This window comes from Oleispirillum naphthae (genome assembly GCA_027864655.1).
In the GTDB taxonomy this organism is placed as follows: domain Bacteria; phylum Pseudomonadota; class Alphaproteobacteria; order Rhodospirillales; family Rhodospirillaceae; genus Oleispirillum; species Oleispirillum naphthae.
Map to the genome: position 1 here is coordinate 298,646 of JAQAZG010000001.1, position 16,592 is coordinate 315,237.

General features: G+C 65.0%; 11 protein-coding genes. 7 read left to right on the forward strand and 4 right to left on the reverse strand.

What is annotated here, in order from left to right; genetic code table 11:
- Positions 1–98: 98 nt before the first annotated feature.
- A complete protein-coding gene (locus tag O7R11_RS01415) occupies positions 99–977 on the forward strand; it encodes a LysR family transcriptional regulator (RefSeq protein ID WP_337995687.1) in 879 nt (292 codons plus the stop codon).
- Here O7R11_RS01415 and gss read toward each other — a convergent pair.
- Positions 962–2,863: a bifunctional glutathionylspermidine amidase/synthase gene (gene gss / locus O7R11_RS01420; RefSeq protein WP_337995688.1), complete on the reverse strand. Its 1,902-nt coding sequence runs from the start codon at positions 2,861–2,863 to the stop codon at positions 962–964. The genes O7R11_RS01415 and gss overlap by 16 nt on opposite strands.
- A 265-nt stretch (positions 2,864–3,128) precedes the next feature.
- Here gss and O7R11_RS01425 point away from each other — a divergent pair, with 265 nt between their 5' ends.
- The 3 genes from O7R11_RS01425 (at position 3,129) to dinB (ending at position 6,691) form a co-directional block, all read left to right on the forward strand.
- Positions 3,129–3,983 (forward strand): D-amino-acid transaminase, encoded by an 855-nt coding sequence (locus O7R11_RS01425; RefSeq protein ID WP_337995689.1) that lies wholly within the window; start codon positions 3,129–3,131, stop codon positions 3,981–3,983.
- Positions 3,984–4,114: 131 nt separating this feature from the next.
- Positions 4,115–5,506, forward strand: coding sequence for a class II fumarate hydratase (gene fumC / locus O7R11_RS01430; RefSeq protein WP_337995690.1), 1,392 nt, complete (start codon positions 4,115–4,117; stop codon positions 5,504–5,506).
- Between the two features lie 99 nt (positions 5,507–5,605).
- On the forward strand, positions 5,606–6,691 hold the full coding sequence (gene dinB, locus O7R11_RS01435) for a DNA polymerase IV (protein WP_337995691.1): 1,086 nt from the start codon (positions 5,606–5,608) through the stop codon (positions 6,689–6,691).
- Positions 6,692–6,914: 223 nt separating this feature from the next.
- Here dinB and pflA read toward each other — a convergent pair whose 3' ends face one another.
- From pflA to O7R11_RS01450, 3 genes are all read right to left on the reverse strand, one after another.
- On the reverse strand, positions 6,915–7,706 hold the full coding sequence (gene pflA, locus O7R11_RS01440; RefSeq protein WP_337995692.1) for a pyruvate formate-lyase-activating protein: 792 nt from the start codon (positions 7,704–7,706) through the stop codon (positions 6,915–6,917).
- A 4-nt stretch (positions 7,707–7,710) separates the two neighbouring features.
- On the reverse strand, positions 7,711–9,939 hold the full coding sequence (pflB, locus tag O7R11_RS01445) for a formate C-acetyltransferase (RefSeq protein ID WP_337995693.1): 2,229 nt from the start codon (positions 9,937–9,939) through the stop codon (positions 7,711–7,713).
- A gap of 560 nt (positions 9,940–10,499) precedes the next feature.
- Complete coding sequence (locus O7R11_RS01450) at positions 10,500–12,434, reverse strand: sigma 54-interacting transcriptional regulator (RefSeq protein WP_337995694.1); 1,935 nt, start codon at positions 12,432–12,434, stop codon at positions 10,500–10,502.
- Positions 12,435–12,640: 206 nt separating this feature from the next.
- On the opposite strand from O7R11_RS01450, the gene O7R11_RS01455 reads away from it, so the two are divergent.
- From O7R11_RS01455 to O7R11_RS01465, 3 genes are all read left to right on the forward strand, one after another.
- Positions 12,641–13,591 carry a TAXI family TRAP transporter solute-binding subunit gene (locus O7R11_RS01455; protein WP_337995695.1) on the forward strand — a complete coding sequence of 317 codons (951 nt, stop codon included), beginning with the start codon at positions 12,641–12,643 and terminating at the stop codon, positions 13,589–13,591.
- Positions 13,592–13,760: 169 nt separating this feature from the next.
- The gene (locus O7R11_RS01460; protein WP_337995696.1) at positions 13,761–15,695 is read left to right on the forward strand and encodes a TRAP transporter permease; all 1,935 of its coding nucleotides are present in this window, start codon (positions 13,761–13,763) and stop codon (positions 15,693–15,695) included.
- Between the two features lie 30 nt (positions 15,696–15,725).
- Entirely contained in the window at positions 15,726–16,559 is an 834-nt protein-coding gene (locus tag O7R11_RS01465; protein ID WP_337995697.1) for an acetoacetate decarboxylase family protein, read from the forward strand.
- Positions 16,560–16,592 lie beyond the last annotated feature (33 nt).

Here is a 16,592-nt window from a genome sequence, read left to right on the forward strand (position 1 = left end):
CCAATATCGGCCGCTTCGTTGAATTCGTAAAATGAATTGATCGAATGTTGCAAATTCCAATATAGAATAACTCGTCCCTTCCCCCTACGGAGACGGCCATGGAAATCCGCACGTTGCGCGCCTTTATCGAAGTGGTCCGCCAGGGCGGCTTTTCCGCCGCGGCGCAGACGCTGTTCTCCACCCAATCGACGGTGAGCAAGGCGGTGAAGCAGCTGGAGGACGAGATCGGCCTGCCGCTCTACGACCGGGTGCGCATGGCCCCCACCGCGGCGGGCGGGATCGTGCTGCGCCGCGCCCGCGCCATTCTGGCGGAGCGCGACGACCTGTTGCGCGAGCTGGACGAACTGCGCGGGCTGAAGCGCGGCGAACTGCGCCTCGGCATTTCGCCGATCGGCGGCGGCACCCTGTTCGCGCCGTTGTTCGCGGTGTTCCGCCGCACCTATCCGGACATCCACATCCATCTGGAGGAGCACGGCAGCAAGCGGCTGGAGGAACTGGTGGTCTCCGGCGAGGTGGAGCTTGCCGTCTCGCTGCTGCCCGCCGGGGAAGGCCTCACCTTCCAGCCGGTGCGCACCGAGCCGATGGTGGCGATCCTGCCGCCCGGCCACCCCGCGGCGAACCACGCGTCGGTGACGCTGGACGAGATCGGCGCCACGCCGGTGGTGCTGTTCGACGCCGCCTTCGCGGTCAACCGCATCATCGCCGACGCCTACCGCCACCGCGGCCGCGCCCTCGCGGTGGCGGCGCGCAGCGGGCAGATGGATTTCATGGTGCAACTGGTCGCCGCCGGGCTGGGGGTCGCCTTCCTGCCGCGGATGATGGCGGGCGAGCACCGCCACCCGGCCACCACCCAGGCGCTGCTCGACGAACCCGGCACCGACTGGCGGCTCGCCCTGGTGTGGCGGCGGAACGCCTATCTCTCCGCCGCGGCGCGCGCCTGGCTGGCGCTCACCGCGGAAGTCTATCCGCCGGGCTGAGCAAGAATTTCCGCATCCGGCACGATGCGCAGCGGCAACAGGTCGCTGCCGGTGGTGATGATCGGCGAGACATCCACCCGCACGTTCGCCCCCGCATAGCGCCCGGCCACCGAGAAGGTGCCGACCTGCACGAAGAGGCCGTCGATCACCGGCAGGGGGAAGAGCTCCTGGAAGATCTGGTTGCGGTCGCCGAAGCGCCCCGCAGTCTCCGCCACGCGGCCGGAGGCGACATCGACGATGCTGATGTTGGAGCCGCAGCGCCCGACGATCGGCTTCACCACGTAGCCCTTCTTCTCCTGCTTCGCGGTCAGGTCGAAGGTGGTGGCGAGCAGGTAGGGATGCCGGGGATACATCTCCCAGAGGATCGGCAGGATCGCCTTGTTGCTGGGAATCAAGGTCCACAGCGGTTCGAACACCATGACGTCGGGGCCGAGCAGCACGTCGGCCAGCCGCGGCGGGCGGTTGGGGTCGCGGGCGCGGTGCAGGCGCATGTCCTCTTCGTCGGCGGCGCACTCTGCGCGGATCTGGTCGATCACCGTCTCCCACGCCCAGGTCTTCCACACCCAGCGGATCGCCTCCCCCTCCGCATCCACCACCCGGCCGCCCTCGCCCCGGCGCAGGCCGGAGACGCCGGTGATGATCTTGCAGGGAATCCCCGCCGCCTCGATCGCCGCCTTCATGAACAGGGCGTGGTAGGTTTCCTCCGCGTCGTGGTCGCGCATGATGTGCAGGGTGCCGGAGATCCCCGCGGTCTTCCACGCCGCGATCAGGTCCGGGTGCAGTTCCGCGCCGGAGCAACGGCCCTCGGTGCAGCCGTAGTGGTGCGCCCAGGCGCACTGCACGCGGCCGCACTCCATGTGGCAGGAGGCGGAATCCGCGTTGTATTCGTAGACCTTCAGCCCCCGCGACGAGAGCGAGAAGTCGAAGCGCCCGGTGATCATCCGGGTGCGGCGGTTCTCCCACGAGCGGCGCAGCCGCGGCCAGAGAACCGGCGGCAGGTTGAAACGGCGCAACAGGTCGTCGTCCTGCAGCACCGCATGGGTGGCGTGCAGGAACATCGCGTGCAACTCGTTGGTGGCGCGCTTGAGTTCGCGCTCCGCGGTCTCGCCGATGAGGAAATAGCGGCGCTCGTTCTCCGGGTGGCTGGCCATTTTGCTGCCGCCCATGCCCGCCATGTAGGCCGCTTCCTCCGGCACCGCGGGGTCGAGCCACACCGCGCCTTCCGGCTGCTTCGGCGCGACGGCGCGGGGGATCAGGTCGAACAGCCGCGGATCGGCGTCGGCGATGGTTTCCGCATGCGTCGGGTCGTCGGTCCGGATCACCCAGCCGAGCACCGTGGCGTCGCCGAAGGTGCACTCCACCCAGTAGGAGCCGTCCGCCCCCACCTTGGCCCGCAACTCGCGGGAATAGGTCCGGCCGGGCGGCCAGGGGCGGTTGTCCACGTTCTGCTCGGCGACGCGCACCCGGTCGGGGAAGACCTCGGTGACCACCGCCACGTGGCCGGTGACGACGAACTCCCCGCCCTCGTTCCAGATCAACAGCGCGCCGGGTTCCGGCCGGCGCTTCGCGCCGTTGCGGAAGGATTTGAGCGGGTGCAGCGCGCCGCTTTCCACCTCGCGCAGGGAGCGCAACTGGAAGATGTCGTAGGCCATGGCGACGTCGCGGAAGATCAGGCCCTGGGTCTCATAGAGCCAGCGCCGGGCGAACTCCACGCACTGCCACTTGTGGCCCATGGTGATGCCGTCCACGACGTGGCGGAAGGCGGCGCGGTTGGGATATTCCGCCGGGTCGGCGCTGTCGTAGTCGGAGGAATAGACCGGCACGCCGCCCGGCGCATGGCCGAGAACGGTGCCGAATTTGGCGGGCGGAAGGTCGGGAACGGACATGACGGAACTCTGACCAACGAAAACCGGCTTTCGAGATGGGATGCCGCGGCGCGAAAAGCCAGATACGACGCATTTTCCGCAATTCCGCAATGGCGCATTCGCCGCGAAGGGGATAAAAAGGCCGCTCGGTCGATGCGGCGCGCCGCCGGGCTCTTTCCGGTTGCCATCGATCCATCCTGTGGCCCGGCGCGGCCAGAACGCGAAAACGCGGCACCGCGCCCTTGCTTCTGATTTTTCGAGACACATCCGCAACAGGGATTCTGCAATGAACCGCATCGTCTATCTCAACGGCGACTGGATGCCGGAAAACGAGGCCAAGGTGTCGATCTTCGACCGCGGCTACGTGTTCGGAGACGCGATCTACGAAGTCACCGCCGTGGTCGGCGGCAAACTGGTGGACTACGCCGGGCACGCCGCGCGCCTGCAACGCTCCATCGGCGAGGTCGGCATCGTCTGCCCGCTCAACGCCGACGACCTGCTCGCCGTGCACCGCGAGATCGTCAAGCGCAACGCCCTGAACGAGGGCCTGATCTACCTTCAGATCTCGCGCGGCGCGGCCGACCGCGACTTCCACTATCCGGAAAATCCCAAGCCGACGCTGTCGCTGTTCACCCAGTCGAAGAAGGTGCTGGACAACCCCAACTACGCGACCGGCATCTCGGTGATCACCGTGCCGGACATCCGCTGGGGCCGCCGCGACATCAAGACGGTGCAACTGCTCGCCCCCTCGATGGCGAAGATGGAGGCGCAGAAGCACGACGCCGACGACGCCTGGCTCTACGAGGACGGCTTCATCACCGAATCGACCTCCTCTTCCGCCCACATCGTCAACGCGCAGGGCACCCTGATCACCCGCCAGCTGAGCACCCGCATCCTGCACGGCATCACCCGCCGCTCGATCCTCGACCTCGCGCGCGAGGCGGGCATCAGCGTGGAGGAACGCCCCTTCACCGTCGAGGAAGCGAAGGCGGCGAAGGAGGCCTTCATCACCTCGGCGACGCAGTTCGCCATTCCGGTGGTGCGCATCGACGGACAGCCGGTCGGCGACGGCAAGCCCGGCCCGGTGGGCAAGAAGCTGCACCAGCTCTACCTCGAACACCGCGTCGCCACCGCGATCTGAGCGGCAGACGCCCGAAAAAAGGCCCCGGAACATTCCTCCGGGGCCTTTTTCATTGCGTCTGCGGATTGCCCGGCGGTGCGCCCGCTCCTACGTTCTTGAAAACGCATGCGACACACGGGAGGATTTGCGCAATGAGCGGCACGCGACGCGAAACCGACGCCATGGGCGCCGTCGAGGTTCCGGCGGAGAAGTACTGGGGGGCGCAGACCGAGCGCTCCCTGCACCACTTCCACATCGGCAACGACCGCATCCCGATCGAGATCATCCACGCCCAGGCGCTGATCAAGATCGCCGCGGCGGAGGTCAACCGCGACCTCGGCCTGCTGCCCGCCGAACTCGCCGACCTCATCGTCCGCGCGGGGACGGAGGTCGCCGACGGCAAGCTCGACGGCCACTTCCCCCTGCACGTGTGGATGACCGGCTCCGGCACCCAATCCAACATGAACGTCAACGAGGTGATCTCCAACCGCGCCATCGAGATCACCGGCGGCGCGATGGGCTCGAAAAAGCCGATCCACCCCAACGACCACGTCAACATGTCGCAGTCGTCCAACGACGCCTTCCCCACCGCCGTCACCATCGCCGCGGCGCGGATGATCCACGGCCGCACCCTGCCCGCGCTTGCGCGCCTGCGCGACGCCCTGGACGAAAAGGCCAAGGCCTGGGCGCACATCGTCAAGATCGGCCGCACCCACATGCAGGATGCGGTGCCGATGACCCTCGGCCAGGAGTTCTCGGGCTATGCGGGAATGCTGGCGGACAACGTGGAGCGCCTGGACTTCGCCCTCAAGGGCCTGATGCGCCTGGCGCTCGGCGGCACCGCCCTCGGCACCGGGCTCAACGCGCCCAAGGGCTTCGCCGAAAAGGCGGCGGCGCGCCTCGCCGCGCTCACCGGCCTGCCCTTCGTCACCGCGCCCAACAAGTTCGTGGTGATGGGCGCGCACGACGACATGGTGATGGCCTCCGGCGCGCTGCGCACCCTCGCCGTCTCCCTCTACAAGATCGCCAACGACATCCGCCTGCTCGGCTGCGGCCCGCGCGCCGGGTTCTTCGAGCTGGAACTCCCGGCCAACGAGCCCGGCTCGTCGATCATGCCGGGCAAGGTCAACCCGACGCAGTGCGAGGCGATGGCCATGGTCGGCGCGCAGGTGATCGGCCTCGACGTCGCCACCGGCATCGCGGGCGCGGGCGGGTTGCTCGACATGAACGTCTACAAGCCGATGATGGGCTTCAACCTCGTCGAATCGGCGCGCATGCTCGGCGACGCGATGAACGCCTTCACCGAGTTCTGCGTCGTCGGGATGAAGGCCAACGAGAGGAAGATCGCCGCCTCGGTGGAACAGTCGCTGATGCTGGTCACCGCCCTCTCGCCGGTGATCGGCTACGACAAGGCCTCGGAAATCGCCCACCACGCCTACGAGCACGACCTCACCCTCAAGGCCGCGGCGCTGGAACTCGGCTACGTCACCGCCGAACAGTTCGACCAGGCGGTGGTCCCCGCCGCGATGACCGGCGAAGGCTGACCATACCGAATGGCCGAGGCGCCCTCTTGGCAGGGGGGCGCCCGGCTGCTATGTTCTCCTTATGTTCCACCCCTCCGGCGGCACGGAAACGAGGAAAGCATGGCTGCGCAGCCCGAAGACCGCGTGCGCAAGATCATCCATATCGACATGGACGCCTTCTACGCGGCGGTGGAGCAGCGGGACGACCCGGCCCTGCGCGGCAAGGCGATCGCGGTGGGGCGCGACCGCATGCGCGGCGTCGTCGCCACGGCGAGCTACGAGGCGCGGGCCTTCGGCGTGCATTCGGCGATGCCATCGGTCACCGCGCGCCACAAGTGCCCCGGGTTGATCTTCGTGGAGCCGCGGTTCGACGTCTACAAGGCGGTCTCGCGGCAGATCCGCGGCATCTTCGCCCGCGTCACGCCGCTGATCGAGCCGCTTTCCCTGGACGAGGCTTACCTGGACGTCACCGACGCCGCGGGCGAAACCTCCGCCACCGCCATCGCCGAGGAAATCCGCGCCGCGATCCGTGCGGAAACCGGCCTCACCGCTTCCGCCGGGGTTTCCTACAACAAGTTCCTCGCCAAGATCGCCTCGGACTACCGCAAACCCGACGGCATGTTCGTCGTCACGCCGCAGATGGGTCCCGCCTTCGTCGCCGCCCTGCCGGTGCGGAAGTTCCACGGCATCGGCCCGGCCACGGCGGAGAAGATGCTGGCGCTGGGGATCGCCACGGGCGGCGACCTCGCCGCGCGGGACCTGCCCTTCCTGACGCAGCGCTTCGGCAAGGCGGGGGCGTTCTATTACTGGATCGCGCGCGGCATCGACGGCCGCCCGGTGCGCCCCGACCGGGAACGCAAGTCCATCGGCACGGAGACCACCTTCGCGGCGGACATCGCCTCCCTGGACGAGGCGCGGACCGCCCTGCGCCCCCTCGCCGCCAAGGTGTGGGAGCACACCCGGGCGCTGCGCCTCTCCGGACGCACCGCCACCCTGAAGGTCAAGTACGCGGACTTCCGGCAGATCACCCGCAGCCACACCGCGCCCGCGGCCATCGCCTCCGCCGCGGAGCTGGAGAGCCTGGGCGCCGCCCTGCTCGCACCGCTGTTCCCGGCGCGGAAGGGCATCCGCCTCCTCGGCATCACGCTTTCCTCCTTCGAAGAGGAAACCGCCCCCGCCCCCGCCCAGCTCCGCCTCGCGTTGTGAGTCCCCTTAGTTTTACGCCGCGCAGCGGCTATCGAGCGTCATCCCGCGCGATCGCCGAAAGGTCATGGGGTCAAGGGGCCTCCCGGCCCCTTGCGGGTCCGGGCACGGAGAACGCCGAAGGCGTTCGTAGGGACGTTGCCGGAGGCAACGGTCCGAGGCGAAGCCGAGGATGAGGAAAATGCTTTGAGCGTTTTCCGAACTGCAGCCCGGCCCGTTTTTCCCCTCAGAACACCGCGAGCCCGTGCCCGGCGAAAATCGTCCGCGCCGCGGCGAGCTGCTGCGGCGTCGGGGTCGGGGTGTTTTCCAGGGCGTAGGGCTTGCCGAGTTCCTTCCACTTGAAGGCCCCGAGGTGATGCAGCGGCAGGATTTCCACCCGTTCCACCGCCGGGCCGAGATCGGCGATGAAACCGGCGAGCTTCGCGAGGTCGGCGGGGTCGTCGGTCATCCCCGGCACCAGCACATGGCGGATCCACATCGGCTTGCCGAGGCGCGCCAGGCGCTGCGCGCAGTCGAGCGTCGGCGCGACGTCGCAGGCGGTGAGCGCGCGGTGTTTTTCCGGGTCGATGTGCTTGATGTCCAGAAGCGCCAGGTCCATGGCGTCGAACCAGGAATCCGGCAGGTTCCGGTGCAGGAAGCCCTGGGTGTCGAGCGCGGTGTGGAGGCGATGATCCGCCTTCAGCCGCGCCAGCAGTTCGCCGACGAAGCCCGCCTGCACCAGGGGCTCGCCGCCGCTTATGGTGACGCCGCCCGCGCGGCGCAGGAAGCCCGCATAGGGCGCGATTTCCGCCAGCGCCTCCTCCACCGAGACCCGCCGCCCGCCGCCGACCTTCCAGGTGTCCGGGTTGTGGCAGTAGAGGCAGCGGAACATGCAGCCGGAGAGGAAGTAGACGAAGCGCATGCCCGGCCCGTCCACCGCCGCCCCGGTTTCCACCGAGTGGAGGAAGCCGTCGCAGGTGCCCGCCCTCCGCCCGGTCAGGGCGGAGGGGCAATCCGGATGCGTGCAGATGTAGTTCACGGGGTCACATCCGCTGGTGGAAGGTGCGGCTGATCACGTCCATCTGCTGCTCGCGCGACAGCTTGATGAAGTTCACCGCATAGCCGGAGACGCGGATGGTGAGCTGCGGATAAAGCTCCGGGTGCTCCATGGCGTCGAGCAGGGTCTCGCGGTTCAGCACGTTGACGTTGACGTGGAAGCCCCCCGCCTCCGCATAGGCATCGAGGCAGGCGGCGAGGTTGCGCTTGCGGTCCTCCAGAGTGCGGCCCAGCGCATCCGGCGTGGCGGAAGCGGTCCAACTGATGCCGTCGAGCGAGCACTCATAGGGGATTTTCGCCACCGAGGCCCCCGCCGCGACGAAGCCCTTGAGGTCGCGCCCGTTCATCGGGTTGGCGCCGGGGGCGAAGGGGGTGCCGCCGCGGCGTCCGTCCGGAGTGTTGCCGGTCTTCTTGCCGTAGACGACGTTGGAAGTGATGGTGAGGATCGACTGGGTGGGCATGGAGTCGCGGTAGAAGTGCGGCTGCGCCTTGATCTTCTCCATGAAGGTCTCGGCCACCCACACCGCCAGCCGGTCGGCGCGGTCGTCGTTGTTGCCGTAGGCCGGGTAGTCGCCCTCGATCTTGAAGTCGGTGGCCAGGCCCGCCGCGTTGCGGATCACCGAAACCTTGGCGTGCTTGATCGCCGAGAGCGAATCCGCCGCCACCGACAGCCCGGCGAGGCCGCAGGCCATGGTGCGCAGGATGTCGCGGTCGTGCAGCGCCATCTCGATGCGCTCGTAGGCGTATTTGTCGTGCATGTAGTGGATGCAGTCGAGCGCCTTGACGTAGGTGGCGGCGAGCCACGCCATCATCGCCTCGTACTTCTCCACCACCTCGGCGTAGTCCAGCACCTCGCCCGCAATCGGCGCGAAGCCGTGGGCCACGGTCTCCCCCGACTTCTCGTCCACGCCGCCGTTGATCGCGTAGAGCAGCGTCTTGGCGAGGTTGGCGCGCGCGCCGAAGAACTGCATCTGCTTGCCGATGCGCATCGCCGAGACGCAGCAGGCGATACCGTAGTCGTCGCCCCAGTGCGGACGCATCAGGTCGTCGTTCTCATACTGGATGGCGCTGGTCTCGATCGACATCTTCGCCGCGTAGGCCTTGAACGCCTCGGGCAGCTTGGTGCTCCAGAGAACCGTCAGGTTCGGCTCCGGCGCCGGGCCGAGGTTGGACAGGGTGTTGAGGAAGCGGAAGCTGGTCCGGGTGACCAGCGGGCGGCCGTCCTCGCCCATGCCGCCGATGCACTCGGTGACCCAGGTGGGGTCGCCGGAGAACAATCCGTCGTATTCCGGCGTGCGGAGGAAGCGCACGATGCGCAGCTTGATCACGAAGTCGTCGATCATCTCCTGCGCCTCTTCCTCGGTCAGCAGGCCCGCCGCCATGTCGCGCAGGATGTAGACGTCGAGGAAGGTGGAGACGCGGCCCAGCGACATCGCCGCGCCGTTCTGCTCCTTCACCGCGGCGAGATAGCCGAAGTAGGTCCACTGCACCGCCTCGCGGGCGTCGATCGCCGGGCGGGAGATGTCGAAACCGTAGGAGGCGGCCATCGCCTGCAACTCGGCGAGCGCACGCTCCTGCTCGGCCAGTTCCTCCCGCAGGCGGATGGTCGCCTCGGTGAATCCCGCACCGTCCAGCTCGTGGAATTCACGCTGCTTGTCGCGCCGCAGGAAATCGACGCCGTAGAGCGCGACGCGGCGATAATCGCCGATGATGCGTCCGCGGCCATAGGCATCCGGCAGGCCGGTGACGATGCCCGCCTTGCGCGCCGCCAGGATATCCGGGGTGTAAACGTCGAACACCGCCTGGTTGTGGCTCTTGCGGTACTTCGTCCACACCTCCTCGACCACCGGATCGAGGCTGTAGCCATAGGCGTGCAGGCCGCTTTCCACCATGCGCAGGCCGCCGTTGGGCATGATCGCGCGCTTCAGCGGCGCATCGGTCTGCAGGCCGACGATGATCTCGTTGGCGCGGTCGATGTAGCCCGGCTCATGCGCGGTGATCGCCGCGGGGCGGTCGGTGGAGGCGTCGAGGATGCCCTTCTCGCGCTCCGCCGCCAGCAGCGGCGTCAGGGTCTCCCAGATGCCGCGGGTGCGCGCGGTGGGACCGGCGAGAAACGCCTCGTCCCCATCGTAGGGCGTGTAGTTCTTCTGAATGAAATCGCGCACATCGACGCGGCGCATCCATTCGCCCGGCGCGAAGCCCTGCCAGGGATTCATCTGCCTCGTTTCGGTAATCCTTGCGTCCATTTCACCCTCTCTCCGTCCGAACGCCCGCAGGGGCGCATGCGGCCGCGCACTATCCGCGCCGTTGCTTCCTCGCCTTCATGTCCACAGAGAGCAGCGCGTCTTCCCTTACGCGCCGTGCCAGGTTTTCCGGCGGCCGTCTCCCGCGGCCGTCTCCTGGTCTGCCGGGGCGGACGTTACCCCCACTTCGGGGTGGATTTCAACGGAAAATACCCACCCCGCGACCGGATAACGAAGCGGCGTTTTTGCCCCGCCCGCTTGTAATTTCCTGAGAATACGCACTCCTCGCACGCAGGAAAATTCCCGCACCTCCGCATCCGAGGTCACCCTGGAGCAAAGGCATATCACCAAGTTCCTGGGATTTCCGCGAGACTCGCAGGGCGGAGGGCCTCAGGCCGCGGCGCGGGCCCTCCAAGAACCTTGCCGTCATCTCCAGCGTCCGCCGCGGCCACACGGAGGGAACCACCCCTAAGGGTGGATATTCTACCGCATCAGCGCTCCATGGCACCCGCTTCGGCGCAGCGGGCGCGACATCACGCCCTCTCGGCGGATATTTCCTTCCCACGCTTCACCTTGCGCCAGAGGGTGATACGGCTGATACCCAGAAGACGCGCCGCCTGGCTGGCGTTGCCCTTTGTGCAGCGCAACGCGTGCTCTATGGCCGCCAGGTCCGGATCGAGATCGGAATCGCCCGGTCTCCCCCCCGGCATCTCGGCCGCGCGTATGGGCGGCGGCTGAAATGCGGTTTCCCTCCGCTCCTCCGCCAACAGCGTGGCGACTTCCTCGGCGTCCACGACATTGCCCTTGGACACCACCGCCACGCGTTCCATGAAATTGCGCAATTCCCGGCAATTGCCCGGCCAGTCGTGGCGCTGCAAAATCGCGGCGGTTCCCGGTCCGAGACGTACGCGGCGTTTCAGCGCCGCCGCGTGCTGCCCCAGAAAGCCGGCCGCCAGAATCGGGATGTCCGAAGGCCTTTCGCGCAGAGGCGGAATGGTCAGGCGGAGCACATTGAGGCGGTAATACAGATCCTGCCGGAACCGCTGGGCGCCGATCAAGGCCTGCAAATCCTGGTTGGTGGAGGTGATTACCCGCACATCGACCGGGATCAGCCTTTCGCTCCCCAGGCGCATGACCTTGCGCTCCTCCAACACCCGCAGAAGCTTTCCCTGCAGCATCAGGTCCATTTCGCCCACTTCATCCAGCAGAATCGTCCCCCCGTGGGCCAATTCGAACATGCCGGGCTTACCTTTGGGATTGGCTCCGGTGAATGCGCCGCCCACGTAGCCGAACAATTCGCTCTCCAGAAGGTCGCTGGGCAGGGCGGCGCAGTTGATGGCGACGAAAGGTCCCTGCGCCCGTTCGCTGTAATTGTGCAGACTTTGGGCGAACAACTCCTTCCCTACCCCGGTTTCGCCCAGCAGCATCACCGACGATTTGGTGATCGCGAATTCCTTGGCGATGGAGATCGCCCGCAACACCAGGGGGTGTGCGCCCTTGATGTCCGCGAAGGTGCTGGTGGCGGTGTGCCCGTTCTCGTATATTTTGCGCCGCACCCTGGCCTCTATCTGCTGGATGCGGCTCACTTCCTGAAACGCGGCGAATGCCGCCACGGGCTTGCCGGAGGCGATGACGGCGCGCTTGTGGCAAACCACGTCCGTGCCGTTGACCGTCAGAATGAGCCCCTGCTCGTCGTGACCTTCGGCAATGGTTTCGTCCAGCCTGAGTTCGGGGCAGACGGAGAACAGATCCCTTTTCTGCACCGAATCCGACTGCAGGCCGGTCAGCCGTTCCGCTTCCGGGTTCCAGGCCACGATGCGGCATTGGTCGTCCACGGCCACCACTGCGTCCGTAGTGTAATCCAACAGGGTTTTGAACAGCACGCTCTTCGCACGTTCCTGCGCCAAATTCATCGCGATGCGCTTGGCTTCCACCGCCGCCTGGGTGATCACCCCGGCTGAGGCCACGATGACTTGCGCAGGCAGCCCCATGTTCTTCGCCGCGCGCGTGGTCACATAGCTGCCGACGATGACGTCGGCGCCATCCTGAACGGCCTGCCGCACCAAGGTTTCCGAGGATACGTGCTCGTCGAGGTGATAAAGGGTGACGGAGAGCCCCAGGCTGGGCCCCAGATTTTCGATGCCCGAAAGCATGCCCCGCGACGCCACCGCCGCCACCCGCCGTCCGGACTTCTTGGCTCGGTTCAAGGTTGCAATGAGGTCCGGCGCCAACACGGGCAGGTCCACCACGGAAACCGGTAGCCCGAGGCCGCGCACCCGTTTGGCCACCGCACCGCGCGCAATGATTGCCTCTATATTGTTCCGCTCAACCTCGTCCACGATCCCGGAATCGGCGAAATCCATGTCCCAAGGAATCTGGAAAAAGCGGATATCGGAATGCTCCCTGCGCAGAACCCGGCGGGCCTGAGCCAACATATCCGGCGAAGTGGTGGCGAATAGCACGGACATGCGCGACCCCCTGCATATGCTTCATGTTGTTACATCATGTTTCATTTTTTCGTTAAATGTAACATCAATATGAACAGCCACGGCGCAGTCGCACCGCGAATCGCGCAGAAACAGGGCGTTTGCCCCCTCGGAGCCGGTGGCACCCTATTTGCTACATTGGAGGGCAACCAAACTTCGATTCATAAACATCTGCGGGAGACGATCCTATGCTCCAACTCAAAAAGCTCTTCCTCGCATTGAGCATGACCTGCGTCGCGGCAGGCCCAGCTTTTTCCGCCGAACAGTACTTGCGCATCGGCACCGCCAGCGTGGGCAGCGGTTTTTATATGATCGGCAATACCATCGCCCAGCTCGGCCAGAATGCCATGAAGGACCACGTGTTCAGCGCGGTCACCGGCAGCAGCAATAAAAGCTGCATCACGCTGGAAAAGAGAGAGTTGGAATTCGCCGTGATCGGTTCTCCCAACTTCAGTGCCGCCTGGGCCGGAAGCGCCCCCTTCAAGCAGCCTATGAGCCACCTGCGCTATGTGACGACGCTGTATCCCATGGCCGCCCATATCATGGTGGGCACAAAGTCGGGTATCAAAAGCATTTCCGACTTCAAGGGCAAGCATATCGACTTCGCCAACGTCGGCAGTAACGTCGAAATGAGCACCCGCCAGGCCATACCGTTCTGGGGGGTGCAGGAGAAGGATTTCACGGTGGAACGCTTCGGACGCTCCGAATTCGACGAGGCCTTCAAAAACGGCCGCATCGACGGACACATCTGGAGCACAACCTTCCCCAACGCCCAGATCGCAGACCTGATCCGTCTCAAGGCCGCGACCTTGATCACGCCGGAGCCGGACAAGGTCAAGGCGCTGATCGAAAAGTATCCCCATTACATCCCTTTCACCATTCCCGGCGGCACCTATGCGGGACTGCCCAACGATATCCACACCTTCGCCCCGGTAGGCGCTCTGATCACGCATGACGGAATGTCCGAAGAACTGGTCTACCAGGTCACCAAAATGCTGCACGAGAACACGGCCTTTCTGAAAGGGCGGTTGAGCAACTATTTCGCAGATTTCGACTTGAAGCTCGCCCTGCTGGGCCGGGGACAGATCCCCCTGCATCCGGGTGCGGCACGCTATTACAGGGAAAAAGGCCTGCTATAGGCGCTTGCCCTCGAACCGCAGAAACGGCTCGTCCCCGCGGAATGGAAATTCCACGGGGATGAGACTCCCAGCGTTTTCCATCACCAGCCAAGCCGCAGCCGAAAAGCGAGCCTGTGCTCATGCCCCGTGGCGGCCCGCATGACTGCTGTGCACAGACGAGGAACCGGATATGCCCCAGGTAGCCGCCACAAGCGTCCCCCAGAACGAACTGAAAAAGAAGTCGAAACGCCGTACCTTCAGCGGCCCCATGATGTATTTCATCACCGCTCTGACGGTATTCCTCTCCCTTTTTCACCTCTACACGGCCTTCTTCGGGTTGTTGCCGGCCATCCAGCAGCGCAGTTTTCACCTCGCCCTGGTGCTGCCCTTGATCTTCCTGCTTTATCCCGCCCGCGAAGGATCCCCCAAAGACAAACCTTCCACCGTGGATTGGGCACTGGCCGGAACGATCACCGCATGCTCCCTGTACGTGTTCGTCTTCTATGAAGAAGTCTCCGTGAATGCAGGGATGCTCGACGATTACGTCCTCTATCTCGGCGCGGCCATGATTTTACTGATATTCGAGGCCGCCAGGCGCGTCCTCGGGTATGTACTTCCCTGCTTTTGCGGCTTCTTCCTGTTCTTCGCCTACTTCGGCACCTATATGCCCGGCCCCCTTGCCCACGCTGGCCTTTCCGTAACCAGCATCATCGAGAATCTGTATCTGACCACGGACGGCATTTTCGGCATGGTGACCGGGGTATCGGCCTCATACATCTTTATGTTCATTCTTTTCGGCGAATTCTTGAGTTCCACTGGCACATCCAACTTCTTCAACGACCTAGCGATGAGCCTGACAGGTCACCTGAAAGGCGGCCCCGCGAAGATAGCCGTGATTTCCAGCGCGCTGATGGGCACCATCAGCGGCAGCACATCGGCCAACGTGGCCACTACCGGCACCTTCACCATCCCGTTGATGAAAAAGGTCGGTTATCCACCTCACTACTCCGGAGCGGTGGAAGCGGCCGCCTCCACCGGCGGGCAAATCATGCCTCCGGTCCTGGGTTCCGCCGCTTTCATCATCGCCGACACCGTGGGAGTACCTTACCTGAAGGTGGTGGAGGCATCCCTGGTCCCGGCGCTGCTCTATTTCTTCGGTATCTGGTGCAGTCTCAGCGTCGAGGCCAACCGACTCGGCCTCAAGGGCCTGCCCAAAGAAAGCCTGCCGTTGCTGAAAGACGTGGTGTTCAAAACCGGATATAGGGCCATCCCCTTGCTCACCATCATCTTTCTGCTGGTCATGGGCCGTAATGCCCTGTTCGCGGCCTGCATCGGCATCAGTTGCTGCTTCGTCCTGTCCTTCGTGAAGAAAGAGGACCGGATGACCATCAAAAAGCTGATCTGCACCCTGGAGAACGGCGCCAAAGGCGTACTTCCCGTGGCCATCGCCTGCACCATCGTCGGCGTCGTCATCGGCATGATGGGCGCCACCGGCGTGACCCTGCGTATCGGTGACGCCATTCTGGCCTACACCGCCGGCAACTTGACCCTCACACTGGCGGTGACCATGGGCATATCGCTGCTGCTCGGCATGGGCATGCCCACGACCGCCAGCTACGTCATGGCCGGAGCCGTCGGCATTCCCGCCCTGATCCAACTGGGCTGTACGCCGCTCGACGCGCACTTCTTCGTGTTCTTTTTCGCAGTGCTTTCATCCGTCACTCCTCCGGTCTGCGTCGGGGCCTATACGGCCGCGGGCATCGCCGGCTCTCCCCCCAACCAGACAGCCTTTACCGCCATGCGGCTCGCACTGCCCGGCTTCATCATCCCCTTCGTGTTCATATATTCGCCGACACTGCTGCTGACCAACGTCACCAATTGGGGCTCTTTTGCACTGACGCTCGCTTCCGGCATGATCGGCATCGCTACCCTGTCGATCGGCCTGGAGGGCTTTTTGAAAGTGGAATTGAGGGCTTACGAGCGGGCAGCGCTCGTGGCAGCGGCATTGGCCATGATCAAACCCGGTTTTTACACCGACGTAGCGGGCCTGATGGGCCTAGCGGCCGTATACGCGCTGGCGTCGCTGCGGGCCAAAAACCGAACCGTCTCTTACCCCGCGCAGTGAGGCACAGTGCCATCGCAGAGGAGCACCACCATGAAAACCAGCAAAAATCCCATGTACCGTATGCCCATCGTCTACGGGCCGGCTTGCGGCCCCAGGCGCGCCCCGAACGGTGACAAGTTCGATGAAACCACCGGCCGCGAGTGTTTCAAATACACCATTTCCTTCCTCACCGACGCAAAGCAGCTTGAAGAGCTGCTTCCCCCCGGATTCAGCCTGGCCGGCGAGCCCATCGTCTCCGTGTTCACGCGCTACAAGAAGAACATCCCGTGGCTGGGTGGGCGCGGGTATAGCGTACTCAACGTATCGTTCCCCACGGTGTTCCAGGGAAACAACGACACGGTGCGAGGCGACTTCGTCAGCGTGGTATGGGAAAACCTGACCGAGCCCATCCTGACCGGACGGGAAGAACTGGGTTGCCCCAAAATATTCGCCGACATTCCCGACCCCATGGAAGTGGGGGACACCACATACTGCTCCGCGAGTTGGATGGGCTTCAAGTTCATGGATTTCACCATCGCCGGCCTGCGCACACCCACCGATGAGGAAAACCGCGAATACGCCGCCAGAGCCACCCAAAGCCAGGGAGTATTCTATTACAAATACATTCCCAAATCCGGCGACTGGGGCACGCCCGAAGTGGAATACCCGGTGTTGAACCCCAAGAGCGACACATCTCTGCAGGTGTTGGAGACCTGGATGGGAGAAGGGAAGATAACCTTCCACCGGCCGACCTGGCAGGAAATGCCGACCCAGTACATGATCGTGAATGCCTTGGCCGATCTGGAAGTGAAGCAGGTCATCGGTACTCGGGTGATCAAAACCATCGGCGGCAAAGATCTGAGCGACGTCCGCATCCTATCCTGACGCGAATCCCCGGCACGAAGGCACGAAACGCCA

What these genes read in the sequence shown, in the direction of transcription:
- O7R11_RS01415 (WP_337995687.1), top strand. Translation starts at nt 99, where the DNA reads ATGGAAATCCGCACGTTGCGCGCCTTTATCGAAGTGGTCCGCCAGGGC.
- O7R11_RS01465 (WP_337995697.1), top strand. Translation starts at nt 15,726, where the DNA reads ATGAAAACCAGCAAAAATCCCATGTACCGTATGCCCATCGTCTACGGG.
- O7R11_RS01455 (WP_337995695.1), top strand. Translation starts at nt 12,641, where the DNA reads ATGCTCCAACTCAAAAAGCTCTTCCTCGCATTGAGCATGACCTGCGTC.
- gss (WP_337995688.1), bottom strand. Translation starts at nt 2,863, where the DNA reads ATGTCCGTTCCCGACCTTCCGCCCGCCAAATTCGGCACCGTTCTCGGC.
- fumC (WP_337995690.1), top strand. Translation starts at nt 4,115, where the DNA reads ATGAGCGGCACGCGACGCGAAACCGACGCCATGGGCGCCGTCGAGGTT.
- pflB (WP_337995693.1), bottom strand. Translation starts at nt 9,939, where the DNA reads ATGAATCCCTGGCAGGGCTTCGCGCCGGGCGAATGGATGCGCCGCGTC.
- O7R11_RS01450 (WP_337995694.1), bottom strand. Translation starts at nt 12,434, where the DNA reads ATGTCCGTGCTATTCGCCACCACTTCGCCGGATATGTTGGCTCAGGCC.
- O7R11_RS01425 (WP_337995689.1), top strand. Translation starts at nt 3,129, where the DNA reads ATGAACCGCATCGTCTATCTCAACGGCGACTGGATGCCGGAAAACGAG.
- dinB (WP_337995691.1), top strand. Translation starts at nt 5,606, where the DNA reads ATGGCTGCGCAGCCCGAAGACCGCGTGCGCAAGATCATCCATATCGAC.
- O7R11_RS01460 (WP_337995696.1), top strand. Translation starts at nt 13,761, where the DNA reads ATGCCCCAGGTAGCCGCCACAAGCGTCCCCCAGAACGAACTGAAAAAG.